This is a genomic window from Leifsonia sp. PARNA 1/14, assembly GCF_055720965.1.
Genome location: NZ_JBVQSP010000001.1, coordinates 378,439 through 401,818, shown reverse-complemented (window position 1 = coordinate 401,818; position 23,380 = coordinate 378,439). Strand labels below are relative to the sequence as shown.

The 23,380-nt window shown below is 70.3% G+C and carries 21 protein-coding genes; 8 read left to right on the top strand and 13 right to left on the bottom strand.

Annotation, left to right across the window (positions count from 1 at the left end):
- A partial coding sequence (locus tag AC0HS0_RS02015) for an ATP-binding protein (RefSeq protein ID WP_472961304.1) occupies window positions 1-1,446 on the top strand: 1,446 nt, incomplete at its 5' end.
- Window positions 1,443-1,937: a hypothetical protein gene (locus tag AC0HS0_RS02010; protein ID WP_472961302.1), complete on the top strand. Its 495-nt coding sequence runs from the start codon at window positions 1,443-1,445 to the stop codon at window positions 1,935-1,937. The genes AC0HS0_RS02015 and AC0HS0_RS02010, both read left to right, overlap by 4 nt.
- On the opposite strand, the gene AC0HS0_RS02005 is transcribed toward AC0HS0_RS02010, so the two are convergent.
- Window positions 1,934-3,166: an acyltransferase family protein gene (locus AC0HS0_RS02005; RefSeq protein ID WP_472961300.1), complete on the bottom strand. Its 1,233-nt coding sequence runs from the start codon at window positions 3,164-3,166 to the stop codon at window positions 1,934-1,936. The two genes, AC0HS0_RS02010 and AC0HS0_RS02005, sit on opposite strands and share 4 nt — an antisense overlap.
- Window positions 3,167-3,395: 229 nt before the next feature.
- On the opposite strand from AC0HS0_RS02005, the gene AC0HS0_RS02000 reads away from it, so the two are divergent.
- Complete coding sequence (locus tag AC0HS0_RS02000) at window positions 3,396-3,731, top strand: hypothetical protein (RefSeq protein ID WP_055916664.1); 336 nt, start codon at window positions 3,396-3,398, stop codon at window positions 3,729-3,731.
- A 13-nt stretch (window positions 3,732-3,744) separates the two neighbouring features.
- On the top strand, window positions 3,745-4,356 hold the full coding sequence (locus AC0HS0_RS01995; protein WP_472961299.1) for a dihydrofolate reductase family protein: 612 nt from the start codon (window positions 3,745-3,747) through the stop codon (window positions 4,354-4,356).
- A gap of 15 nt (window positions 4,357-4,371) precedes the next feature.
- Here the strand turns inward: AC0HS0_RS01995 and AC0HS0_RS01990 are convergent, their stop codons facing one another.
- Window positions 4,372-6,234 (bottom strand): thioredoxin domain-containing protein, encoded by a 1,863-nt coding sequence (locus tag AC0HS0_RS01990; protein ID WP_472961296.1) that lies wholly within the window; start codon window positions 6,232-6,234, stop codon window positions 4,372-4,374.
- A 38-nt stretch (window positions 6,235-6,272) separates the two neighbouring features.
- On the opposite strand from AC0HS0_RS01990, the gene AC0HS0_RS01985 reads away from it, so the two are divergent.
- Window positions 6,273-7,106 (top strand): aldo/keto reductase, encoded by an 834-nt coding sequence (locus AC0HS0_RS01985; protein WP_472961295.1) that lies wholly within the window; start codon window positions 6,273-6,275, stop codon window positions 7,104-7,106.
- A gap of 95 nt (window positions 7,107-7,201) precedes the next feature.
- On the top strand, window positions 7,202-7,612 hold the full coding sequence (locus AC0HS0_RS01980; RefSeq protein WP_472961293.1) for a hypothetical protein: 411 nt from the start codon (window positions 7,202-7,204) through the stop codon (window positions 7,610-7,612).
- 22 nt (window positions 7,613-7,634) lie between these two features.
- Here the strand turns inward: AC0HS0_RS01980 and AC0HS0_RS01975 are convergent, their stop codons facing one another.
- From AC0HS0_RS01975 to AC0HS0_RS01965, 3 genes are all read right to left on the bottom strand, one after another.
- Window positions 7,635-9,203 (bottom strand): long-chain-fatty-acid--CoA ligase, encoded by a 1,569-nt coding sequence (locus AC0HS0_RS01975; protein ID WP_472961291.1) that lies wholly within the window; start codon window positions 9,201-9,203, stop codon window positions 7,635-7,637.
- A 176-nt stretch (window positions 9,204-9,379) separates the two neighbouring features.
- A complete protein-coding gene (locus AC0HS0_RS01970; protein WP_472962092.1) occupies window positions 9,380-9,670 on the bottom strand; it encodes a transcriptional regulator in 291 nt (96 codons plus the stop codon).
- Between the two features lie 5 nt (window positions 9,671-9,675).
- Window positions 9,676-10,299: a hypothetical protein gene (locus AC0HS0_RS01965; RefSeq protein ID WP_472961290.1), complete on the bottom strand. Its 624-nt coding sequence runs from the start codon at window positions 10,297-10,299 to the stop codon at window positions 9,676-9,678.
- A gap of 75 nt (window positions 10,300-10,374) precedes the next feature.
- Here AC0HS0_RS01965 and hrpA point away from each other — a divergent pair, with 75 nt between their 5' ends.
- Window positions 10,375-14,253, top strand: a complete 3,879-nt coding sequence (gene hrpA, locus AC0HS0_RS01960) for an ATP-dependent RNA helicase HrpA (RefSeq protein ID WP_472961288.1) — start codon at window positions 10,375-10,377, stop codon at window positions 14,251-14,253.
- Window positions 14,254-14,265: 12 nt separating this feature from the next.
- Here hrpA and AC0HS0_RS01955 read toward each other — a convergent pair whose 3' ends face one another.
- From AC0HS0_RS01955 to AC0HS0_RS01940, 4 genes are read right to left on the bottom strand one after another with little or no spacing between them, the layout of a single operon-like run.
- Window positions 14,266-15,060 carry an SDR family oxidoreductase gene (locus tag AC0HS0_RS01955; RefSeq protein WP_472961287.1) on the bottom strand — a complete coding sequence of 265 codons (795 nt, stop codon included), beginning with the start codon at window positions 15,058-15,060 and terminating at the stop codon, window positions 14,266-14,268.
- A 54-nt stretch (window positions 15,061-15,114) separates the two neighbouring features.
- On the bottom strand, window positions 15,115-15,918 hold the full coding sequence (locus AC0HS0_RS01950; RefSeq protein WP_472961285.1) for an amino acid ABC transporter ATP-binding protein: 804 nt from the start codon (window positions 15,916-15,918) through the stop codon (window positions 15,115-15,117).
- Window positions 15,915-16,901, bottom strand: a complete 987-nt coding sequence (locus tag AC0HS0_RS01945; protein ID WP_472961283.1) for an amino acid ABC transporter permease — start codon at window positions 16,899-16,901, stop codon at window positions 15,915-15,917. The genes AC0HS0_RS01950 and AC0HS0_RS01945 overlap by 4 nt, the downstream gene beginning before the upstream one ends.
- Before the next feature lie 4 nt (window positions 16,902-16,905).
- Entirely contained in the window at window positions 16,906-17,808 is a 903-nt protein-coding gene (locus AC0HS0_RS01940; protein ID WP_472961281.1) for an ABC transporter substrate-binding protein, read from the bottom strand.
- A 219-nt stretch (window positions 17,809-18,027) separates the two neighbouring features.
- Between AC0HS0_RS01940 and AC0HS0_RS01935 the strand changes: the two genes are divergently transcribed.
- Window positions 18,028-18,537 carry a GNAT family N-acetyltransferase gene (locus AC0HS0_RS01935; protein ID WP_472961279.1) on the top strand — a complete coding sequence of 170 codons (510 nt, stop codon included), beginning with the start codon at window positions 18,028-18,030 and terminating at the stop codon, window positions 18,535-18,537.
- Window positions 18,538-18,570: 33 nt separating this feature from the next.
- Here the strand turns inward: AC0HS0_RS01935 and AC0HS0_RS01930 are convergent, their stop codons facing one another.
- The 4 genes from AC0HS0_RS01930 to AC0HS0_RS01915 all read right to left on the bottom strand — a co-directional run bounded on the left by AC0HS0_RS01930 (window position 18,571) and on the right by AC0HS0_RS01915 (window position 23,380).
- A complete protein-coding gene (locus tag AC0HS0_RS01930) occupies window positions 18,571-20,004 on the bottom strand; it encodes an aromatic amino acid lyase (RefSeq protein WP_472961277.1) in 1,434 nt (477 codons plus the stop codon).
- A gap of 52 nt (window positions 20,005-20,056) precedes the next feature.
- Entirely contained in the window at window positions 20,057-21,358 is a 1,302-nt protein-coding gene (locus AC0HS0_RS01925; protein WP_472961276.1) for an NtaA/DmoA family FMN-dependent monooxygenase, read from the bottom strand.
- A gap of 34 nt (window positions 21,359-21,392) precedes the next feature.
- Window positions 21,393-22,415, bottom strand: coding sequence for a PLP-dependent cysteine synthase family protein (locus AC0HS0_RS01920; RefSeq protein ID WP_472961274.1), 1,023 nt, complete (start codon window positions 22,413-22,415; stop codon window positions 21,393-21,395).
- 86 nt (window positions 22,416-22,501) lie between these two features.
- Complete coding sequence (locus tag AC0HS0_RS01915; protein ID WP_472961272.1) at window positions 22,502-23,380, bottom strand: sulfurtransferase; 879 nt, start codon at window positions 23,378-23,380, stop codon at window positions 22,502-22,504.

The following is a 23,380-nucleotide window of genomic DNA, read 5'->3' as shown; positions in this document are numbered from 1 at the left end:
CGTATGAACGCCCCCTGGCTGCGAGGGCTTCGGCCCCGGTACGTGCTCGCCTGCGTCGCGGTCGCGCTGGTCAGCGGAGGCCTCTCGTTGTCGGCAAGCGTTGCGGCCGCGTCCGCTGCGCTTCTCGCGACGACGGAGCAGCGCGCCGCTGACGATCTCGCAGTGCGCCTTCAGGATTTCGCGCCCCGGCTGACTTTTCCGCCGGATGCTGACGCTCTGGCCGCGTTGAGATCGGTCGCGGGGGACGACAGCGCGGTGGCCTTCGGCGGCAGCGAGGTCGCCGACGGCCGAATCGGCTCTCTGCTGACGCCCCGTTTGCGGGCTGAGACAGCGCGGTCCCGGTCCGTCGTGATCGAACGTCACGTGTCGGGCAATCGCGCATGGCTACTCATCGGGACTCCTGTGATGCAGACATCGCCCGATGGATCACGCCGGCCGTCGGGCATCGAAGTATTCAAGGCCCAAGATCTCGGTGCCGTTCAGGAGCAGATCGATGTCCTTGTCCGCTCCGCCCTGCTCACGGCTGCGCTGTCCCTTCCGCTCGCCATCGCGCTCGCCCTGCTTCTCGCGCGCAGCGTGCTGCGGCCCGTGCGAGAGCTGCGCGACACCGCGCGACGACTTGCCGCCGGGGAGCTCGACGCGCGCTCACCCACCGACGCCAAAGACGAGATGGCCGAGTTGACGAGCGCCGTCAACGAGCTGGCCGCTGCGGTGGAACGCTCCGTTACGACCATGGCGGCGGTAGAGGCCGACGCGCGAAGGTTCGCAGCCGATGTGTCCCACGAACTGCGCACGCCATTGAGCACTTTGACCGCGGTCACGGAGGTGCTCGCCGACACCGCGGATCGTTCGAGTCCCGAGGCGCAGGAGTCCGCCGACCTGGCCATCGCCGAAACCCGCAGGCTGGTCGCGCTCGTGGAGGACCTGATGGAAGTGTCCCGGTTCGACGCGGGCACCGCGACCTTGATGCTCGACGATGTCGATGTGGTCGAGGCCGTCGGTTCCAGTCTTCGGGCGCGGGGTTGGCTGGACGAGACGCGCACCGAGGTCGTCGGATTCGTCGCCCACGGCTCGCCTCGGATGCCTCTGGATCCACGGCGCATCGACGTCATCACCGGGAATTTGGTCGGCAACGCCCTCCGACATGGCGGTCCCCCGGTGGTCGTCACCGTGTCCGGCGATGAACGAGGCGCGAGCATCGAGGTCATCGACCATGGCGCAGGAATACCGAAAGAGATGCAACCACACGTTTTCGACCGCTTCTACAAAGGCGATGCCTCCCGCGCTCGGACAACGGGCAGTGGGCTGGGGCTCGCGCTGGCGCGGGAGAATGCGCGCCTTCACGGAGGCGATATCGTGGCGCTGCGGGCGGCAGAAGGGGGCGCCCGATTCGTCGTGACTCTTCCGAACGTCGGTACACGAGAAGTCGAGGCGGACCTCCGATGAAAATCGTGTACTCCGTCATCACCGTGCTCGCCCTGCTTGTGGCGCTGGTGGGCTGCGCCATCCAGCCCTCGGAGCCGGTCTCGATGCGGCACGCCCCCACCGGTGTCGCGCCGGGGGTCACGCTCTACTTCGTCGACGACGACGGTGCGCTGAAACCGCAGCTGCGGGAGACCACCCGACTCGGTACCGTCGCGGAGGCAGTCTCACTCCTGCTCACCGGACCGGGTGAATCCGGGCTGCGCACCCAGATCGACTCGGTGACGGCGGTGAGCGTGCAACAGCTTCCGGGCACCGACACGATCGCCCTCCGGCTCCCTCTCGCAACCGAAGAGGTGACACCGACCGGGATCGATCAAATCGTCTGCACCGCGCTCGCCAGCCACATCCAGGCCGGTGGATCCGCCGCTGTCGCCGTCTCGCTGCACTTCACCATCGCCGCACCGCATTCTGACGAACCACGGCGGTGCCCCGTGCTCGGCACGAGCCGCTAGAGACTGTCAAGGTCTATCTCGACGCCGGACGGCGCAGGCAGCAGCGCCCAGACCGACAGGAGGATCACCAGAGTTCCGAGGAAGGCGGCCCATCCCGTCCAGCCTCTGGCCCAACCCGCAGTGAATCGGATCGGATTCTCGACGAACGCATACGACGACGACGCCAGGGCGAACGCCACGACGAGCGCAAGCACGGTCTGCGGCCACCCGGTCAGCCCCGGAACCACGAATGGCAGCAGCACGATCACAGGCCAGTGCCAGAGGTACAGACTGTAGGAGATCTTCCCGAGCCAGAACAGCGGACGCCACTCGAGGACCGCCGCGAGCGGCGTGCGGCCCCCAACAGCGAGAACGCCCACCAACATCGCCGACAGCGCCGAGTGTACGAAGAGGCCGCCCGAGAAGAGCCATGCCGCCCGTGTCCCGTCCGCGTAGAGCCAGATCCCTGCCAGCGCCACCGCGAGCAGCACGCCGGCCGCACCCCTGATCCGGGGACGAAGCCCCCCGAGAGCTCGCCGCACGGGTTCGGTCGCAACCAGCGCCCCGAGCAGCAACGAGAACGACCGCGTGTCGCTTCCCTGATACACGCGAGACGTGTCGACGGGGTCGGCAAGCAGGATCATCGCGATCAGCGAGGCGATGGCGCCCGCCGCGGCGATCGCCGCCACGACTGCGCGCCCCTCGGGACGGCGCACTGACAAGGCGACGAGCACGATCGCGACGGGCCAGAGCAAATAGAACTGTTCCTCCACCGAGATGCTCCACAGATGCTCGAACACGCGATCGACGCCGAGCCGATCCCAGTAGCCCGCACCCTCGGCGATCAGATGCCAGTTCATGAGATTAGCCACCACCCATGGACCGTCGGACCGTGTCGAGCGTATGAGCTCGTCGTCGTCGATCCACCACACCGCCCCCGCGACCACCAGCGCCATCACCGCGAGCGCGGGCAGCAGACGTCGCACTCGTCGCGCCCAGAAGCGCGACAACGAGACTCGTCCGGTCGACGTCGCCTCCCGCAGCAGGACGCCGGTGATCAGATATCCGGAGAGCGCGAAGAAGAGATCCACCCCGAGAAACCCCCCGGAGAACCAATCGACGTGGAACAGGAGCACACCGACGATCGCGAGGCCGCGAAGCCCGTCGAGACTAGCGACGTGCGAGGCGGCCGTGCCCGAAGCAAACGGAGAATGAGGCGATGCGGTCGGGTTGAGGGATCGATTTCGCATGGGACGACGCTCCCGCGGCGACGCATCAGCGATGTCGAAGGTATGTCGCGGTTACGTCGCAATGCCGGCGAGCGATCGAGTGCTCTGTCGACACGCCGATCGGCGATCCGCGCGTTCCCGCGTGGACCGCGCGTTACACCCCGATTCGCGGCGCATGCATTCGCCGCCTAGGCTGTACGCACCGTACCGGCGCCGAGGCCGGGACCACCACAGGGGAAGGGAGGTCGACGTGGACGAGCAGGTCCCGAGGAGCATCGAAGTGCTGCGCCAGCAGGCGCGCGACGAGTTGGCTGCGATCATCGAGCACCGGTGCCGCGCCGGCGAAGACCCCTGGCACTTCATCCCCGACCTCCCGAGCGTCGACGAGCAGGTGGTCATCTCGCTGCGCGCGGGAGCGATCGAGGAGTTCGACCTCGCCGAGGAGCAGTCGCGGGCTCACCACCCCGCGGCAGGGCGCGACACGTACACGCGGTTCGAGTTCGGCGTGCTGCGCCGCATCGCACTGGAGCATCCCGAACTGAGCGAAGCCGTCTGGGGGATGCTCGACAAGGTCGAGCGCGCGTAGTAGACCTGGCGGCATGGGGATCGTCACCGCCGATATCGCCGTATCGCTCGACGGCTTCGCCGCCGGGCCCAACCAGTCGCTCGAGAACCCGCTGGGTGAGCGCGGGGTGGAGCGGCTGCACACCTGGATGTTCGAGTACGCAGACGAACACGTCGAGGAGATCGCCGCGATCACGGCGGCGGGCGCGTACGTGATGGGCCGCAACATGTTCGGGCCCGTGCGCGGCGACTGGCCCGCCGGGGGCGACCTGTCCGACTGGCGCGGCTGGTGGGGTGAGGATCCGCCGTACCACGCGCCGGTGTTCGTCCTGACCCACTACCCGCACGAGCCGATGGTCATGGAGGGCGGGACGACCTTCGAGTTCGTCACCGACGGCATCCACTCGGCCACGGACCAGGCGCGCGCTGTCGCGGGTGAGGCCGACGTCGCGATCGCCGGTGGCGCGGAGACGCTCAACCAGGCGCTCTGGGCCGGCATCGTGGACGAGCTGCGGCTGCACGTCGTGCCGCTGACGCTCGGCGCGGGCGAGCGCGTCTTCGACCGGGTGCCTCCGCTGCAGCTGGAGCTGCTGCGGTCGCGCGTCACGCCGCAGGTCGCGCACCTGACCTATCGGGTCGTGCGCTGAGCGCTCCGGCCCGGCTCAGCCCAGCTCCGCGGGCGAGGTGACCGGCAGCCGGCAGACGAAGTCGCGGCAGAAGTACGCCGTCGGAAGGCCGCTGCGCGCAGTACGGCCTTCGAACAGCTCGAAGCCGGCCTCCGCGAGATCGCGAGCGCGGGTCTCGTCGAGGATCGACACCAGGTCGGCCGGGTGACGCCGGGCCGCCGCGACGAGCCGCTCCGGGTCGCCATCGCCGTCCGGCCGTCCGGCGGAGCGCACGACCACCAGCTGACGCGCTTCGCCGTCCAGTCGCGACATCAGCGCCAGCGCTGCCCCGAACGCGCTCGGCACGCTCACGGCCGGCCCGGCGACGAGCCGCATGGCCTCCCGGGCCGCGCGCTCGTAACGCCGGCTCGCGGTCATCAGGAACAGCGTGTGGGCCGCCGTCGCCATCGCGGTCAGGCCCGACGGGTACGCGCCCTCCGACGGGTCGACGCGCACAGCGAGGCCGGTCGACTCCAGCACGGCGTCGCCGCCGCCCGGCACGCCGAACGGGCAGTCGTCGCCGCGCTCGGCCTCAAGACACAGGTCGACGAGGTCACGAGCGTCGATCGCGGCCTGCACGTCTCCGCTCGCGAGTGCGACCTCCAGGAGGCCGCACGCGAGGCCGCCGTAGTCCTCCAGCGTGGCGACGGCGTCGGAGACCCGCCCGGCGACCGAGGCGCGGCCGAGCGTGCCGTCGTCGCGCCGGTGGGTCGCGAGCACCGAACGCGCCGCCTCGGCCGCCGCGGCGATCCACGCAGGGCGCCCGAGAATGCGTCCCGCGCGGGCCAGCGCGGCGATGGCGTATCCGTTCCACCCGGTCAGGACTTTCTCGTCGAGCGCGGGAGGCCGCAGCCGTGCGCGCTCCTCGACCGCCACGCGGTAGTAGGCGCCCTCCACCCGCGCGCCGTCGATCTCGCTCTCGGAGTCCTGCGCCGAGGCGAAGCCGCCGCCGGGCCGGCGCAGCACACCGAGCAGGAACGCGGCGACGCCGTCGGCGGTCTCCTGTGTCCAGTCCTCCCCGGTCTGCGCCCACGCCGTCGCGTACGCGTCGAGGAGCTGCGCGTTGTCGTACAGCATGCGCTCGTAGTGCGGCTCGCTCCAGTCGCGCCGGGTCGCGTAGCGGAAGAACCCACCGTCGACCGGGTCGCGAAGCGGCGACTCCGCCATCCGCTGCAGTGTGCGGTGAGCCAGCTCCCGACCGGTCGCCCGCTCGAGCAGGAAGCCGAGCACCGGGGCGACCGGGAACTTCGGCGCGGCGCCGAAGCCGCCGAACTGCGGGTCCTCGGTCTCCGCCAGGCTCGCGACGGCCTCGTCGAGCCGGCGCTCGCCGGGCAGGTCGGAGGCCGCGGTCGCCCGGGCGGCCGCCGCGGCGAGCGCCTCCCCCACCCGGACCGCGTCGGACTCCACTGCGTCGCGACGGTTCACCCAGGCGTCGGCGACCGCATCGAGGATCTGGCGGAACGAGGCGCGGCCTCCTGTCGGCACCGGCGGGAAGTAGGTGCCCGCGAAGAACGCGCGACCGGCCGAGGTGGCGAAGACGGTCAGCGGCCAGCCGAGGCCGTCGGTGAAGGCGCTCGCCGCCGACAGGTAGGCGGCGTCGACGTCGGGGTGTTCCTCGCGGTCCACCTTGATCGAGACGAAGCGCTCATCGAGCAGTGCGGCGATCGCCGGGTCACTGAAGCTCTCCCTGGCCATCACGTGACACCAGTGGCAGGTCGCGTAGCCGATCGAGATCATCACGGGCACGTCGCGGCGGCGGGCCTCGGCGAACGCCTCCGGGCCCCACGCGAACCAGTCGACAGGGTTCTCCGCGTGCGCCCGGAGATACGGGCTGATCGCGTCCCCGAGCCGATTCGTCATGCGCTCACCTTACGGCCGTGCTTGCTAAGCTGGTCGATATGGTTGCAAACGCAAATACTCCGCTCCTGACTCTGAACAACGGCACCACCATCCCGCAGCTGGGCTTCGGCGTCTTCAAGGTCGACCCGGCCGAGACGACCCGCATCGTCACCGATGCCCTCGAGGTGGGCTACCGCCACATCGACACGGCCGCGATCTACGGCAACGAGGAGGGCGTCGGCGCCGCGCTCGCCTCCTCCGGCATCGCCCGCGACGAGCTGTTCATCACCACCAAGCTCTGGAACGACCGGCAGACCGACGCCGAGGCGGCGTTCGACGAGTCGCTCGCCAAGCTCGGCCTCGACTACGTCGACCTCTACCTCATCCACTGGCCGACCCCGCAGAAGGACACCTTCGTCGAGGCCTGGAAGTCGCTCGAGAAGATCTACGCGACCGGTCGGGCCAAGGCCATCGGCGTCTCGAACTTCCTGGTGCCGCACCTGACCAAGCTGCTCGCGAACAGCGAGGCCGTGCCCGCCGTCAACCAGATCGAGCTGCACCCCGCGCACCAGCAGCCGGAGGTCACCGCCTTCGCGCGCGAGCACGGCATCGCGATCGAGGCGTGGGGTCCGCTCGGCCAGGGCAAGTACCCGCTGTTCGAGGCCCCGGAGGTCGCGGGCCCCGCGGCCGCGCACGGCAAGACGCCGGCCCAGGTCGTCATCCGCTGGCACCTCCAGACCGGCAACATCGTCTTCCCCAAGTCGAACCGCCGCGAGCGCATGGCCGAGAACTTCGACGTCTTCGACTTCGAGCTGACCGCCGACGAGGTCGCCGCGATCTCGTCGATGGAGCGCGAGGGCCGCGTCAGCGCGCACCCGGACGAGGTCAACTGACACCCTCCAGGTGCCGAAGGGCACGTAAACGCCCCTCAGACTGTGAAATAAGGGCGTTTGCGTGCCCTTCGGCGTTCCCCGGCTAGGCTCGCACCGTGAGAATCACGTCGATCACGGGGAAGATCATCTACATCGTGGGCGCCTTCGGCCTGATCCTGGCGCTCAACTTCTTCGTGATCGACCGGCTCGTGAACGCGGCACTGGATGTGCTGATCGTCGCCGTGCTCAACGTCGCCTACGTGCTCGTCGGCACGCGCTCGTTCCGCGGCGCCGACGAGAACCGCGAGGACCCGCGCCCGTGGTGGCGCGCCACCGCGCGGCCCGCCGCCGGCTTCTGGTTGGGCGCTGTGCTCGCGGTCCTCGCGTTCATCTCGTGTGTCGGTGCGCTCGCGAGCAAGCCGGAGTCGGCTTTCGTACCGGCCGTCGCGTGCATCGCCTACGCGCTCCTGGCGGCGTACTACCTGCACTCCTCCTACCGGCTGCGAACACTCGACACCGCTCCGTGACGCTGGTCGTCTCCGCAGCGCGTCAGCCGACGGGGGCCTGCTCCTCGAAACGTGCCACGAGCTCCCGCTTGAGCACCTTGCCGCTCGGGCCGAGCGGCAGCACCTCCAGGATCTCCACGCGCCGCGGGAACTTGTACGCCGCGACGCGCTCCTGCGCGAAGGCGACCAGTTCGTCCGGGGAGGCCTCCGAGCCCGGCATCAGCGTCACCGCCGCCATGATCTCCTGACCGTGCGTCTCGTGCGCGACGCCGAACACGGCCACCAGCGCGACGGCGGGATGCGTCGAGAGCACCTCCTCCACTTCGCGCGGGTACACGTTGTAACCGTTGCGCACGATCATGTCCTTCTTGCGGTCGACGATCGTGATGTAGTCGTCGTCGCTCTTCGTGCCCAGGTCGCCGGTGCGGAACCAGCCGTCGACCATCGCCTCGGCGTTCGCCTCCGGGAGGTTGAGGTAGCCCTTCATCAGGTTGTGGCCGCGCACGACGATCTCGCCGAGCTCGCCGCGCGGCAGGAGCCGGATGGCGTCGTCGACCTCGGCGTCGGCGATCTCGACGTCCACGCCCCAGATCGGCTGGCCGACCGTGCCGACGCGCGTCGGCCGGCCGCGATGGTTGAACGATGCGACGGGAGAGGTCTCGGTGAGGCCGTAGCCCTCGTGCACGTCGATGCCGTAGACCTCCTTCATGCGCTCGATGACCGCGACCGGGATGGCCGCGCCGCCACTCATGCCGTAACGCAGCGGGGGCCGCTCGGGGTTCGTCTTGGCGGCCTCCAGCAGCGCGATGTACATCGTGGGCACGCCGGTCATGACGGTGCACTGATGCGCGTTGAGCAGTTGCAGCGCCGTCGCCGGGTCGAACTTCGGCACCAGCACGACCGCGGCGCCCGCGCGGAAGCCCATGTTCATGACGCAGGTCTGGCCGAACGTGTGGAAGAGCGGGAGGCAGCCGAGGATGCGGTCGGTCGGCTCGAGGTCGAGCGTGCCGCTGAGGAGCACGTTCACCTGCTCGACGAGCGAGAAATGGCAGCCCTCGGCGCCCTTCGGCTTGCCGGTGGTACCGCTCGTGTAGAGGATCGTCGCGGTGTCGATCGGGTGGCGGGGCACGTACGTCACGATCGGCTCCGCCTCCGCCGCGAGATCCTCCAGCCGCGGGAACGGCAGCTGCTCGACCAGGTCGTCGGGCACCAGCACCGAGAGCGTGTCGATCCCGGCGAGCGCTGCACCCTTCGCGCCCTCGGCCAGCAGCGGGGCCGCGCAGATCAGGAGCCTGGCGCCGGAGTCGCGCAGCACGTACTCGATCTCGGCGGCCTTGAGCAGGGCATGGATGGGGACGACGACCGCCCCGAGCGCAAGCACGCCGTAGTACGCGCGCGGGAAGTCGGGCACGTTCGGGATCATGAGCGCGACCTTGTCGCCGGGCCCCACGCCGAGGTCCCGCAGGGCACCCGCGTAGCTGCGGGTCTCGTCCCAGAGCTCGCCGTAGGCGATCTCGCGGCCATTGAAGATCAACGCCACGTTGTCGGGCATCCGGTGGGCGGTCTCGGCCAGGATGCTGGCGACGGACATGGTGGCGTAGCCGTGGGGCATGGGGGCTCCTTCGTCGACGTTGACGGACCCGTTCGGGTTGAGGGAAACCTACGTCACGCCGCCCCGCCCCGCAACGCCCCCGTTGGCGCGGCGCTGACGCTCGAAGGGCACGTTGTTGTCGCTTTCGGCGGGCAAAAGCGACAACGACGTGCCCTTCGGTGATCGGGAGGACGGGATCAGGCGCCGAGGATGGTGCGGAGAGTCGCCGTGTAGTCCTCGAACGCACGGCGGCCGGTGGTGGTGAGGGCCAGATATGTGACGGGGACCCGCCCGCGGTGCGCCTTCTCGACCTCCACGTAGCCGGCGTCCTCGAGCTTGCGGAGGTGCGTGGCCAGGTTGCCGGCCGTGAGGTCGAGCAGCTCCTGCAGCCGGGGGAAGGACATGCTGCCGCCGTCGGGGACGGTCGCCAGGGTCGCCGTGATCTTGAGCCGGGCCGCGGCGTGGATGACCGGGTCGAGTTCGTCCACGCCGGTCACCCGCGCGGCTTCGCGGTGCGGAGGCCGCCGAGGGTGACGATCGCGCCGGCACCGAAGACGACACCGCCGGCGATCGCCATCAGCAGCAGGTTCGGACCGAGTCCGAGGAACGGAGCGACAGAGCCCACCACGAGGAGTGCGACGCCCAACCCGAGCTGCAGCCGGTCGCCCCAGATCGCGGCGCCCGCGAGGTAGAGCGTGCCGCACATGAGCGCGTAGGCGCTCGGGAAGTAGATGCCGGCGAGCTCGCCCGGCATGCCCTGCGCGATCAACCCGATGCCGACCAGGGCGAACGCGATCGAGCACACCGACCAGGACACTCCGTAGACGGTGCCGGCGAACTGGGACTCGCCGCGCACGCCGCGGCCGATGCGCGAGCCGATCACCGCCGAGGCGACGATCGACGCGACGATGAGCACGGCGAACAGGATGCCGGCCGCGACCGGCGACAAGACGCCGAGCTGGGCCAGGTAGAGGGCGAGGAAGCCGACCAGCCAGGCGACCGCCCAGACGGTGTAGAGCCAGACGACGGGGATGCGGTGGCCTCGGTCGACGCGACGCTGCTGACCATCGATGAGGTCGAGCATCTCTCGTGCGTCTCCGGACAGGTTCTCGTTCATGAGAACTTTGTAACACAAAGTACTCTGCGTGCACAAGAGTTTTGCACTGCCACGAACGGATAGACTGGAGGGCTCATGTCCGCATCGGTCGCCCTCCCCCGCATCGTCTTCCCTCCCGAGCTGCCCGTCAGCCAGAAGCGCGACGAGATCGCGCGCGCCATCCGCGACAACCAGGTCGTCATCGTCGCCGGAGAGACCGGCTCGGGCAAGACGACGCAGCTGCCCAAGATCTGCCTCGAGCTCGGCCGCGAGAGCATCGGGCACACCCAGCCGCGGCGGCTCGCGGCCCGCACGATCGCCGAGCGCATCGCCGAGGAGCTCGGTCAGAGCGTCGGCGACCTGGTCGGCTACCAGGTGCGCTTCACCGACCGGGTGTCGAAGGCCACCCGGATCAAGCTGATGACCGACGGCATCCTGCTCAACGAGATCCACCGCGACAGGCTGCTTCGCAAGTACGACACGATCATCATCGACGAGGCGCACGAGCGCAGCCTCAACATCGACTTCCTGCTCGGCTACCTGCGCGAGCTGCTGCCGAAACGCCCCGACCTCAAGCTGATCATCACCTCCGCCACGATCGACCCCGAGAGCTTCGCCGCGCACTTCGCCGCCGCCGACGGCACCCCCGCGCCGATCGTGGAGGTCTCCGGCCGTACCTTCCCGGTGGAGGTCCGCTACCGCCCGCTCGTCGCCGAGGCGATGGAGGCCGAAGAAGAGGACGAACCGGATCCCGTTCCCGCCGCCGACCGCGACTACCTCCAGGGCATCAACGACGCGCTCGACGAGCTCGCCCGGGAGGCCAGGGGCGACGTGCTCGTGTTCCTCTCGGGCGAGACCGAGATCCGCGACGCCGCCGACGCCATCCGCGGCCGTAACCTCCCCGGCACCGAGGTGCTGCCGCTCTACGGCCGGCTCTCGTCGGCCGAGCAGCACCGCGTCTTCCAGCCGTCCACGATGCCGGGCGTCCGCCGCCGGGTCGTGCTCGCCACCAACGTGGCGGAGACGAGCCTCACCGTGCCCGGGATCAAGTATGTGGTCGACGCCGGCACCGCCCGCATCAGCCGTTACTCGACGCGCGCCAAGGTGCAGCGCCTCCCCATCGAAGCGATCTCGCAGGCCAGCGCCAACCAGCGCTCCGGCCGGTCGGGGCGAACGAGCGACGGGATCGCGATCCGGCTCTATTCGCACGAGGACTTCGAGAAGCGGCCCGAGTTCACCGAGCCGGAGATCCTGCGCACCAACCTGGCGGCGGTCATCCTGCAGATGATCTCGCTCGGCCTCGGCGACATCGCGGCGTTCCCGTTCCTGACACCGCCGGATTCGCGCGGCATCAAAGACGGGCTCGACCTGCTCGCGGAGCTCGGCGCAATCACGACCAAGAACGGCGAGAACACGCTCACCAAGGTGGGGAGGTCGCTCGCCCAGCTGCCGATCGACCCGCGGTTCGCGCGCATGGTCGTCGAGTCGAAACAGCACAACACCTCACGGGAGGTCATGGCGATCGTCGCGGGCCTCACCATCCAGGACGTGCGCGAGCGGCCCGTCGAGAAACGCGGAAGCGCCGACGAGAAGCACGCCCGCTTCGTCGACCCCACCAGCGACTTCCTCACCCTGCTCAACCTCTGGAACTATCTGGAGGAGCAGCAGAAGGAGCTCTCCTCCAGCGCTTTCCGGAGGTTGTGCAAGGCCGAGTACCTCAACTTCCTGCGGGTGCGCGAGTGGCAGGACGTCTACCGGCAGCTTCGTCAGCTCGCGCGGCCGCTCGCGCTCACGCTCGGCGAGCCGTCGATCAACCCCGACGGCATCCACCGGTCGCTGCTGGCCGGGTTGCTGTCGCACATCGGGCTCAAGGACGTCCGTGAGAGCGGAAACAAGGGGTCCGCCCGCGGCCAGCGGCTGTCCGAGTACCTCGGCGCCCGGCAGACCCGGTTCGTGATCTTCCCGGGGTCGGCGCTCGCCAAGAAGCAGCCGAACGCGATCATGTCCGCCGAACTGGTGGAGACCTCCCGGCTCTTCGCCCGGATGAACGCGACCATCGACCCGGCGTGGGCCGAGCCGATCGCGGGCGACCTCTGCAAGCGGCAGTACAGCGAGCCGCACTGGGAGAAGAACCAGGGCGCGGTCGTCGCATACGAGCGGGTGACGCTGTACGGCGTCCCGATCATTCCGCGGCGCCGCGTGCAGTACGCGCGCATCGACGCCGAGCTCTCGCGCGAGCTATTCATCCGGCACGCGCTCGTCGACGGCGAGTGGGACTCGCGGCAGGCGTTCGACCGTGCCAACCGCAAGCTGCTCGCCGAGCTGCGCGAGCTGGAGGAGCGCACGCGCCGCCGCGACATCCTCAACGACGACGAGGCGGTGTTCGAGTTCTACGACGCCCGCATCCCGGCCGATGTGGTCTCGACGCGGTCGTTCGAGGGCTGGTGGAAGAAAGCCAGGAACGAGACCCCCGATCTCCTGACCATGACCCCGGAGGCCCTGCTCGAGGACGACGCGGCCGGCATCGACGAGGAGGCCTTCCCGCCCGTGTGGCGGCAGGGCGACCAGCGGCTCACGCTGCGCTATCGCTTCGAGCCGGGGGCCGAGGACGACGGCGTGACCGTGCAGGTGCCGCTGGCGCTGCTCGCCGGGCTTCTTCCCGACGGCTTCGACTGGCAGGTGCCGGGGCTCCGGCAGGAGCTGGTCACGGCGATGATCAAGTCGCTGCCCAAGGCGATCCGCCGCCAGGTGGTGCCCGCCGCCGACTGGGCCAAGCGCCTGCTCGGCGAGCTGGCGGGCGCGGCCGGCATGGAGGCCCACGACGGCCGCAAGCCCGCGGCCTCCCTCGCCGACACCCTGGCGGCGACCATCTCGCGGCAGACCGGGTCCCGGGTGACGGGCGCGGACTTCGATCTCGACCGGCTGCCCGCCCACCTGCGCCCGACGTTCCAGGTGATCGGCGAGCGCGGGCGTCCGCTGGCGAGCGGCAAGGACCTCGCAGCCCTCCAGGACCGGCTGCGCTCGCGCGCACGCGACTCGGTCGCGCGCGTCGCCGAGGCGCGCACGCCCGACGCGATCGAACGCTCCGGCCTCACCACCTGGGACCTCGACGAGCTGCCCCGCCACCTCGACTCGACCCAGAAGGGCCCGAACGGCACGACCAACACCATCCGGGCGTACCCCGCGCTCGTCGACGACGGCACGAGCGTCAGTATCCGGCTGATGTCCACGCCCGCCGAGCAGGCGCGCGCCCTCCCGGGCGGGGTGCGCAGGCTGCTGCTGGCGAGCATCCCGTCGCCGGTCGCCTACGTGCAGCAGCACCTCACCGCCAACGAGAAGCTGACGCTCGCGGCCAGCCCGTACCCGAACACCAAGGCGCTGTTCGACGACTGTCTGCTCGCCGTCGTCGACTCGGTGCTCTACCGGATGAAGCCCGATGGCCAACTCTTCATGCGGGCGGAGTTCGAAGCCGTGCGCGACCGGGTGTCCGGAGTCGTCATGGACTCGATGTTCGAGACGGTCGCGCTGGTCACACGCATCCTCACAGCAGCGCGGGCGGCGGAGAAGGCGATCGGCGGCTCGACCTCGCTCGCGTACCTCCCGTCGCTGAACGACGCGAAGACGCAGCTGGCCGGCCTGGTCTGGGTCGATAAGAATGGCGGGCCGGGTTTCGTGTCGGCGACAGGCCTCGAGCAGCTGAAGCACCTCCCCCGCTACTTGAACGGGATCACGCAGCGGATGCAGGCGCTGCCGACGAACCCGGGCCGCGACCGCGCCTGGCAGACCCAGGTGGAGACCGCGACCGCGCTCTACACGGAGGCCGGCGGTCGCATCCCGCCGGCGCCGTACACGGCAGAGAACCTCGTGCACGCGCGCTGGATGCTGGAGGAGTTCCGCGTCTCGCTGTTCGCGCAGTCGCTCGGCACCGCCGAGACGGTCTCGATCCAGCGCATCCGCAAGGTGCTCGGCGGCTGAGCCCCGCGTCGGCTACACCGGGAGGTGGAAGCCTCCGTTGGAGTGGAGGAGCTGGCCGTTCACCCAGCCGCCGGACACCGATAGCAGGAATGCGATCAGATCGGCGGTGTCCTGCGGGCGGCCGAGGCGGCCCAGCGCGGTCTCGGCGGCGAGCGCCTCGGCGAGCTCGGGCGTCATCCACCCGGTGTCGATCGGGCCGGGGTTGACGAGATTCGCGGTGATCCCGAGGTGCGCCAGCTCGACGGCCGCGGCGATGACGATGCGGTCGAGGGCGCCCTTGCTGGCGCCGTACGGGAGGTTGTGGGCGGTGTGATCGCTCGTCAGCGCGACGATGCGGCCCACTGCGGGGCCGCCGGGATCGGACGGCTGCTCGAACTGCTCGGCGAACGCCTTGATGAGCAGCCAGGTACCGCGCGTGTTCACCGCGAAATGCGTGTCGAACGCCTCCACGCTCGTGTCGAGCAGGCCGCTGTCGACCGAATGGGCGTGACTCGCCACGAGCGCCTGGATCGGCCCGAGACCGGCGCGCACGCGCTCGACGGCCAGGCGCGGCGAGTCCGGATGCGACAGGTCGACGGCCACCGGCAGAGCGCGTGCCCCGAGCACGCGCAGCTCGTCCGCGAACGCGTCGTGGGCGCGCTCCTGCGCTCCCCACGGCATGGACGCGTCGTAGTCGTCCCAGAAGGCGAACGCGACGTCCCAGCCGAGGGAGGCCTGGTTGCGGGCGATCGCCGCGCCGATCGAATTCGCACGGCTCGCGCCCGTGATGAAGACGACGGGACGGGAGGAGCGGGCGTCGTTGTCCATCCGACGATTCTGTCAGACCGACGACGACGCCCGCTCCGTGGCTCCTGGGCTGGCCTACAGCACCTTCGACAAGAAGGCCTGCGTGCGTTGGTGCTGCGGGTTCGCGAGCACCTCGCGCGGGTCGCCGGACTCGACGACGACGCCGCCGTCCATGAAGACCAGCTCGTCCGCGACCTCGCGGGCGAAGCCCATCTCGTGCGTGACGACGACCATGGTCATGCCGGAGGCCGCCAGCCCCTTCATGACATCGAGCACCTCGCCGACCAGCTCGGGGTCGAGCGCGGAGGTCGGCTCGTCGAACAGCATCAGCTTCGGGTCCATCGCGAGCGCACGCGCGATCGCCACGCGCTGCTGCTGACCTCCGGAGAGCTGCGCCGGGTAGTGGTCGCCCTTGTCCGCAAGGCCCACGCGGGCGAGCAGCTCGTTGGCGCGCTCGACCGCTCGCGCCTTCGGGATCCCCTTCACCCGGATCGGCGCCTCGATGATGTTCTCGAGCGCCGTCATGTGCGGGAACAGGTTGAACCGCTGGAACACCATGCCGATGTCCTGCCGCTGGCGGGAGGCCTCCTTGGGCTTCAGCTCGTACAGCTTGTCGCCGTGCTGGCGGTAGCCGACCACTTGGCCGTCGACGGACAGCCGCCCGGCGTCCACGCGCTCCAGGTGGTTGATGCAGCGCAGGAAGGTGGACTTGCCCGAGCCCGACGGCCCGATGATGCAGAGCACCTCCCCCGGCCGCACCGACAGCGAGATCGACTTGAGCACCTCGTTGGAGCCGAAGCTCTTGGAGACGCCCTCGGCGAGGACCATCGGCGTGACGGCGGCCTTCGCGGTCGAGTTGCGTGATGGCGCGTCGCTCATCCCTTGCCTCCCAGGTCGTTGCCGTCGGGTGCGCCGGCCGCGGGCAGCGCGCCCGTGGCGAGCGCGGGCTCCTTGTTCTCGGGCCGCCGCATGTTCACGCCGCGCGAGAACCGCTTCTCGAGGAAGTACTGACCGATCATCAGGATGGACGTGAACAGCAGGTACCACAGCGAGGCGACGATCAGGAGCGGGATCGGCGTGTAGGTGACCGCGGAGATGTCGCGGGCGACACCGTAGAGGTCGGTGGTCAGCGGAATGGCCGCGACGAGCGAGGTGGTCTTCAGCATCGAGATGACCTCGTTGCCCGTCGGCGGGATGATCACGCGCATGGCCTGCGGGATGACGATGCGGGTCATCGTCTGCCACCACGACATGCCGAGAGCGGTCGCCGCCTCCTCCTGCCCGGCGTCGACCGAGAGCAGGCCGGCGCGCACGATCTCGGCCATGTACGCGGCCTCGTTGAGCGCCAGGCCGATGATCGCGATGATGAACGCGTTCTGCATGAAGCCGAGGTCGAGCATCAGGCCGAAGTCCGTCCACGGCACGCCGAGGAAGATGTGCGGGTAGATCAGCGAGAACAGTCCCCAGAACACCAGCTGCACGTACACAGGGGTGCCGCGGAAGATCCACAGGTAGAGCCAGGCCACCGACTTGACGACCGGGTTCGGTGAGAGCCGCATCACGGCCAGGATCAGGCCGAGGATGACGCCGATGACCATCGAGTAGATCGTCAGCTGGAGGGTCACGAGCGCAGCAGCACTGATGCGCTTGTCGAAGACGTATTTGCCGACGTACTGCCAGCCGTAGGCGGAGCGCTGCGAGGCGTCGATGACGAACCAGACGACCAGCAGGATGAGCACGATCGCGATGACGATGCGCCACGGATGGCGCAGCTTGACCGCCTTGATCGGCTCGGACGGCGGGGCGCCGGCCGGCGACGGGACGGATCCCGTCGCCGGACCGGCGGTGTTGCCCTGCGACATCAGGTCAGCCCTTCGAGGCCGCGTTGATGTCCGCGGTGGTGACCATGCCGTCGGCCACACCCCACTTGTCGAGGATCTTCTTGTAGGTGCCGTCGTCGATCAGCGACTGGATCGTCTTCTGCAGCACCGGGGTGAGCTTGGAGTCCTTGGCGACCGGGATGCCGTAGGGCGCGACGTCGAACGTCTTGCCGGCCTCCTGGAGCTTGCCGTTGGACTTCGAGATGGCGTACAGCGTGACGGGCGAGTCGGCGCTCAGGGCGTCGGCCTTGCCCAGGATGACCGCGTTGGTCGCGTCGTCCTGGTTGTCGTAGCGCAGCGCCTGGACGGCCGGCTTGCCCGCGTCGGTGCAGGCCTTCGACTTGGCGGGGACCTCGTCGGTGTCCTCGTAGGTCGTCGACTGCACAGCGACCTTCATGCCGCAGGCGTTGTCGGGGTCGACGGTCTTGCCCTTGGCAGACGCCCACAGGATGCCGGCGTTGTAGTAGTTGACGAAGTCGACCTGCTTCTCGCGCTCGACCGTGTCGGTGAAGGACGACATTCCGAAGTCGTCCTTGCCACCGGTGACACTCGGGATGATGTTGTCGAACTTGGCGATCGCGTAGTTGATCTTGAGGCCGAGCTTCGCGCCGATGGCGTTGGTGAAGTCGACCTCCCAGCCGACGGGGTTGCCGTTGTCGTCCTTGTACTCGTTCGGCGGGTATGTGTCGTCCATGCCGACGGTGAGCTGACCCGCCGACTTGATCTTGGAGGGCACGCTATTCGCCAGGGTGTCGTCCTTCTTCACGTCGAACGCGGCGCTCGACGCTGAGCCGCTCGACGAGGGGGTGGAGTTGTCGACACAGCCGGAGAGCGCGAGCGCTGCGACGGCGGCGAGGGCGGCCACGGGGACCACGGATCGGATGCGCATGATGGTAGTTGTCCTTCTTCCTGGTGCAAGGTGTGCAGGAGGGGTAAGGGGAGAATACCCTAGGCCCGATGCAATCCATGCATACTAATTCGCGCGCGAAACGCCAGTTTTCCTGCAAGTTTCGCAGAGATTTCGTCTTTCCTTGCGCGGAATCCGTCGTCTGCGACGTCGGATGACCTCGATTGCACGCGGCATGGCACGCCGCGCTAGGGTCGGGTCGTGACCCAACCGCAATCCGGCCTGGCCGAATCGGCCCGCGTGGTCGTCACGCGCCCCGACGATCCGCTGGCCGAACCGCTCGTCGACGAGCTCTCGCGCGAGTACGACGAGCGGTACGGGTTCAACGACGGCATCCCCTCGTCGGCGGAGCTTTCGCGCTACCCCGCCGAGCGGTTCACGGCCGAGGAGGGCGGCACCTTCCTGCTCCTCGTCGACGAGTCGGGTGCACCCGTCGCGGGCGGAGCGTTCATGCGGGAGGACGACTCCACGGTCGAGGTCAAGCGGGTCTGGACGCACTCCGGCCACCGGCGCCAGGGGCTCGCGCGCCGCGTGATGGCCGAGCTGGAGGCCGAGGCGGCGCGCCGCGGCATCCAGACCATCGTGCTCACGACCGGCGCCCGCCAGCCGGAGGCCGTCGCGCTCTACATCTCGCTCGGCTACTCGCCGTTGTTCGACCTCGACGGCGACTGGGAGCGCGTCTCGTACCTCGGCTTCCGCAAAGACCTGTAGCGCTCCCCGGGGCCCGAGATTCGCTGACTTCCGTCAGCCGGTGAGGAGGCGGGCGGTCTCGGCGACGAGGGCGTCGGCGGAGCGGCCGTCGACGGGGTCGACGAACGCCTCCGCGATGGCTGCCGCGAGTCGGCCGGTGCCCGCGCCGGTCGGCACGGCCTCCAGCACGCCGAGCAGGTCGGCGGCGTGCAGCGCTTCGATGGCCACGACCTCGGTGGTGCGCGCGAGCGAGCGCTGCAGGAGACGCAGCGCGAGCGGCGCGTACGTCGCGTGGTCCTCCACGCCCGACAGGGTGGACGAGCCGAGCGTCGCGGGCGCGGCGAGCTGGCGCACTTCGGCGACGCCGTCGGCGGCCGCATAGAGCAGGAGGCCGGGGACGCGCGTGCGGCCCTCCCGGCGGGCGGGAGCGAGCGCCAGCGAGAGCGCGGCGGTGCGGCGCTCCGACGCCTCGGCCACATGCGCCAACGCCAGCCGCAGGTTCTCCAGCGCGAGCGCCAGCGGCAGCGCCTCGAAGTTGCCTCCCGAGACGAGCCGGCCGCCGGCGAGGTCGACGACCGGGTTCTCCGAGCGGGCCGCGAGTTCGACCTCCAGCTCGCCGCGCAGCCGGGCGACCGCCTCGCGGAGCGCGCCGTGCAGCTGCGGCGCCGTGCGGAACGCCAGCGGGTCTTGCACACTCACGACCCGGTCGGACGCGTGGAGGCCGCTGCCGTCGAGCGCGGCACGGATCGCCTGAGCCGACGCCGCCTGACCCGCTCCTCCACGAGCGTCCGCCACCGCGGACGAGTACGGGCTGAGGTTGCCGGCCGGTCCCGCGGCGCCGACCGCCTCGAGCGACAACGCGACGACCAGGTCGAGCGCCTCCGCGAGCCGCCGTGCCGCGACCGCCGCCAGCGAACCCACGCCGACGCCCAGCGCGTTCGCACTCAGAGCGGCCAGGGCCTCGTGCGGCGCGAGTTCGATCGGTCGGAGGCCGGCGTCGGCGAGCGCCTGCGTGGCCGGGACCTCCGCGCCGTCCCGCAGCACGACCCCCGTGCCGATGGCGACGGCGGCGACCTCCGCGAGCGCGGTCAGGTCGGCCGCTCCGACCGAGCCGCGTGCCGGGATCCACGGCGTGACACGCGCGTTGAGCAGAGCAGCGTACGCGTCCGCGAGCTCGGGCCGCACGCCCGCTCCCCCGCGCGTGAAGCCGGCGAGCCGGGTCGCGACGACCGCGCGCGCCTCCACCTCGGTCAACGGTTCGCCGACGCCGCCGCGATGGTTGGCGATCGTACGTCGCTGGAACGCCGCCAGCTCGCCCGCCGCTACGGCGTCGTCGCGGCCGGCGCCGAGCCGGCGATTGAGCCCATAGACCGCCTCCCCTGCCTCGATCGCGCGCTCGACGATCGCACGGGAGGCGGCGATCCGGTCCCGCGCGTCCTCGGTGAGCGCGACGGGCGCGCCCTCCGCGATCGCGACGATGTCGGACACCGTGGGAGGCTGCGCTCCCCAGCGGATCTCGTGTGCAGGAGCCGTCACGACGTCAGAAGTCCGCCAGGTTGCGGCGGAGACCGCCGTCGCCCAGCTCCGGGCGCAGCAGGCCGCGTCGACGCAAGGCGGGCACCAGCGGGTCGAGCGTGCGGTGCACGTTCGCGGGATGCACCTGCCCGGTGAACAGGAACCCGTCGCCGCCGACCGCCTCCCCCAGCTCGCCCAGATGGTCGGCGACCTCGTCGGCGGTGCCGATGATCGCCAGGCCGTCCTTCTTGGCGCGCGTCTGCAGGATCTCGCGCAGCGTGGACCCCGCGGGCGCGGACGACACGAAGTTGTCGAGCGTGCCTCGGTTGCTGTTCGTGGTGATCTCCGGAAGCGGTGCGTCCAGGTCGAAGGTCTTGAAGTCGACCCCGGTCAGGTAGCTGATCGACTGCAGCTGCTCGTCGACGGCCGCCTGCGTCAGCTCGGCGCGCCCCGCACGGACGCTCGCGGTCTCGGCCGCGTTCGCCGTCAGGATCGGCTGCACGACGAACAGCACCTTCACCGCGTCGGCGGCCCGGCCGTTGGCCACGGCGACGGCGCGGATGCTGTCGCGGTACTCGCGCATCCGCTCCGGGGTGGAGGCCAGCGCGAGCACCACGTCCGAGTTCTTGCCCGCGAAGTCGCGGCCGCGGCCCGACGCGCCCGCCTGCACCATCACCGGCTCCTCGGCCGCCGGCGCGGTGTTGAGCGGCCCGCGGACGCTGAAGAAGCGGCCCTCGTGGTCGATCGTGTGCACCTTGCGATAATCGGCGAAGACGCCGCCCGCGACGTCTTCGACGATCGCGTCGGGCTCCCAACTGCGCCAGAGCTTGCGGACGACCTCCACCCACTCGTCGGCGCGGTCGTACCGGAGGTCGTGCTCGACCTGCTTGTCGAGGCCGTAGTTCTGCGCAGCGAGGTCGGAGCCGCTGGTCACCACGTTGAAGCCGAGCCGGCCTCCCGCGAAATGCTGCAGGGTACTGAGCAGGCGCGCGGCGGTGAACGGCTCGTAGAAGCTCGCGCTGAGCGTCGGAACGATCCCGAGCCGGCTGGTCGCACCGAGCAGGTACGGCACGAGCGGAAGCGGGTCGTGCTTGGGCACGAATCGCGCGGCCGCCAGGTTCACCTCGGCCGAGCCGCCATAGGTGTCGGGCACGGCCACGCCGTCTTCGATGATGAACAGGTCGAAGCCGGCGCCCTCGAAGGCACGCGCCGCATCCTGGTAGACGGGAGGCTGCCTCCAGTCGTAGCCGATGCCGTACGTGGGGTCGCCCCAGCCCTGGACGCCGAAGCCCGCGCCGAGGAACCAGCCGAAGTGAAGGAGTGCCATGGAGTCTCTCTGCTGCGTCTCTCTGCTGCGCGCGTCAGTCGACGCCGACACCGGCGGCGGTCAGCCAGTCGGTGTCGTACGCCTTGGTCAGGTAGTTCGTCCCGCCATCCGGCGCGATCGCCACGACGATCGAGCCCGGCTGCGCCTCGCGGGCCACCCGCAGGGCCGCGGCGACGGCGAGCGCCGACGACGGGCCGAGCAGGAGGGCCTCCTCGGCGGCGAGCCGGCGGAGTGTTCGGTACACCACTCCATCCTCGACGGTGTGGACCTGGTCCACCACCTCCGGATCGAAGGTGCCCGGCCAGAAGTCGCGCGGCCACGCGGTGCCGACACCGTCGACGAGGATGCGGCCGGCCGCACCGCCGCCGTAGGTCGAGCCTGAGGGGTTCGCGCCGTGCACCTGGACGGCTCCGCCGCTGACCTCCTTCAGGTAGCGGCCGGTGCCGCTCACGGTGCCTCCGGTGCCGATCGACGCGACGAAATGCGTCACACGGCCAGCGGTCTGCCGCCAGATCTCCGGGCCGGTGCCGCGATAGTGCGCCTCCGGGTTCGCCGTGTTCGCGAACTGGGCGGGACGCCACGAGCCGGGGGTCTCCGCGGCGATGCGGTCGGCGACCGCGCGCGGGTTGGCGGGGTCGTCGGGACCGGCCTCCCAGTCGGCCTCCACCAGGCGTGCGCCGTAGGCCGCCAGCACCTTGCGCTTCTCGTCGGAGATGTCGGCGGCGTGCACGATGACGACGGGATGACCGGTGAGCCGGCCGATGAGTGCCAGTCCGATGCCGGTGTTGCCGCTGGTCGCCTCCACGATCGTGCCGCCGGGGGCGAGCGCGCCAGCCGCCTCGGCCGAGCGGATCATGTTGAGCGCGATGCGGTCCTTGGAGGAGCCTCCCGGGTTACGGCCCTCGAGCTTCACCAGCACGCGGGCCTCGAGACCGGCCGGGAGGGAGTGCAGCTCGACCACCGGGGTGTTGCCGATCAGCGCCGCTGCCGAGTCGCACACCTCGCCCAACGGGAGGTTCCCGGAGGCGGAGGAGGGGATCAGGTCGAGCGCGGTCATGCAGGAACGATAGACGCGCGCCCTGAGAAGCGCACGGGCTGTGTCGACGTGTTACACCACAGGGGTAGCGGGCCGGCTCCCTGCACTCAGTCGGCTCCGACCGCGACCGGGCGGGCCGGGTCGTTCGACCACGCCGAGAACGAGCCCGGGTAGAGCGCCGGGATCGGCAGGCCCGCGACCTCCATCGCCAGGGCGGCATGCGCGGCGGTGACGCCGGAGCCGCAGTAGACGCCGGTGCGCGTGTTCTGGTCGACGCCGAGGGCGGCGAAGCGGTCGGCGAGCTGTTCGGGAGGCAGCATCCGGCCATCAGGACCGATCGTGTCGGCCGTCGGTGCGCTGACGGCGCCCGGGATGTGACCGGCGCGCGGGTCGACGGGCTCGACCTCCCCGCGGAATCGCTCACCGGCCCGCGCGTCGAGCAGCACGCCATGCTCCGCTACGGCCGCAGCGGAGTCGGCGTCGAGGACAGGCAGCCGACCGTACTCGAGGTGGACGGAACCCGGCGCGACCACGGTGCGGCCGGTCTCCACGGAGCCGCCTGACGCGATCCAGGCGGCGAGTCCGCCGTCGAGGACGCGGACGTCCTCGAAGCCGGCGTGCCGCAGCAACCACCAGGCCCGCGCAGCAGAGGTGCCGGAGACGTCGTCGTACACGACCACGGTGTCGCCGTCGCTGAGCCCCCACCCGCGAGCCGCGTCCTGGAGGTCGGCGATGGCCGGCAGCGGGTGCCGCCCATCGGTCGGGACACCATGGCCCGCGAGCTCGGTGTCCAGATCGACGTATACCGCCGACGGAATGTGGCCCTTCGCGAACTCCTCGGCCCCGGGAGGGCCGCCCAGCTTCCAGCGCACATCCAGCACCCGCAACGACGACCGCCGCCGGCCGGCACGGCTCCACAGGGAATCGGCCCCGAGAGCGACGTCCAGCGCGGCGGCGGTGATCAGCGGAGAGTTCCGCAGCGTCAT

Excerpts from the sequence above, each read along its gene's own strand:
- AC0HS0_RS02010 (WP_472961302.1), top strand. The coding sequence starts at position 1,443 with ATGAAAATCGTGTACTCCGTCATCACCGTGCTCGCCCTGCTTGTGGCG.
- AC0HS0_RS02005 (WP_472961300.1), bottom strand. The coding sequence starts at position 3,166 with ATGCGAAATCGATCCCTCAACCCGACCGCATCGCCTCATTCTCCGTTT.
- AC0HS0_RS01995 (WP_472961299.1), top strand. The coding sequence starts at position 3,745 with ATGGGGATCGTCACCGCCGATATCGCCGTATCGCTCGACGGCTTCGCC.
- AC0HS0_RS01990 (WP_472961296.1), bottom strand. The coding sequence starts at position 6,234 with ATGACGAATCGGCTCGGGGACGCGATCAGCCCGTATCTCCGGGCGCAC.
- AC0HS0_RS01985 (WP_472961295.1), top strand. The coding sequence starts at position 6,273 with ATGGTTGCAAACGCAAATACTCCGCTCCTGACTCTGAACAACGGCACC.
- AC0HS0_RS01975 (WP_472961291.1), bottom strand. The coding sequence starts at position 9,203 with ATGCCCCACGGCTACGCCACCATGTCCGTCGCCAGCATCCTGGCCGAG.
- AC0HS0_RS01965 (WP_472961290.1), bottom strand. The coding sequence starts at position 10,299 with ATGAACGAGAACCTGTCCGGAGACGCACGAGAGATGCTCGACCTCATC.
- hrpA (WP_472961288.1), top strand. The coding sequence starts at position 10,375 with ATGTCCGCATCGGTCGCCCTCCCCCGCATCGTCTTCCCTCCCGAGCTG.
- AC0HS0_RS01955 (WP_472961287.1), bottom strand. The coding sequence starts at position 15,060 with ATGGACAACGACGCCCGCTCCTCCCGTCCCGTCGTCTTCATCACGGGC.
- AC0HS0_RS01950 (WP_472961285.1), bottom strand. The coding sequence starts at position 15,918 with ATGAGCGACGCGCCATCACGCAACTCGACCGCGAAGGCCGCCGTCACG.
- AC0HS0_RS01945 (WP_472961283.1), bottom strand. The coding sequence starts at position 16,901 with ATGTCGCAGGGCAACACCGCCGGTCCGGCGACGGGATCCGTCCCGTCG.
- AC0HS0_RS01940 (WP_472961281.1), bottom strand. The coding sequence starts at position 17,808 with ATGCGCATCCGATCCGTGGTCCCCGTGGCCGCCCTCGCCGCCGTCGCA.
- AC0HS0_RS01925 (WP_472961276.1), bottom strand. The coding sequence starts at position 21,358 with ATGGCACTCCTTCACTTCGGCTGGTTCCTCGGCGCGGGCTTCGGCGTC.
- AC0HS0_RS01920 (WP_472961274.1), bottom strand. The coding sequence starts at position 22,415 with ATGACCGCGCTCGACCTGATCCCCTCCTCCGCCTCCGGGAACCTCCCG.
- AC0HS0_RS01915 (WP_472961272.1), bottom strand. The coding sequence starts at position 23,380 with ATGACGCTGCGGAACTCTCCGCTGATCACCGCCGCCGCGCTGGACGTC.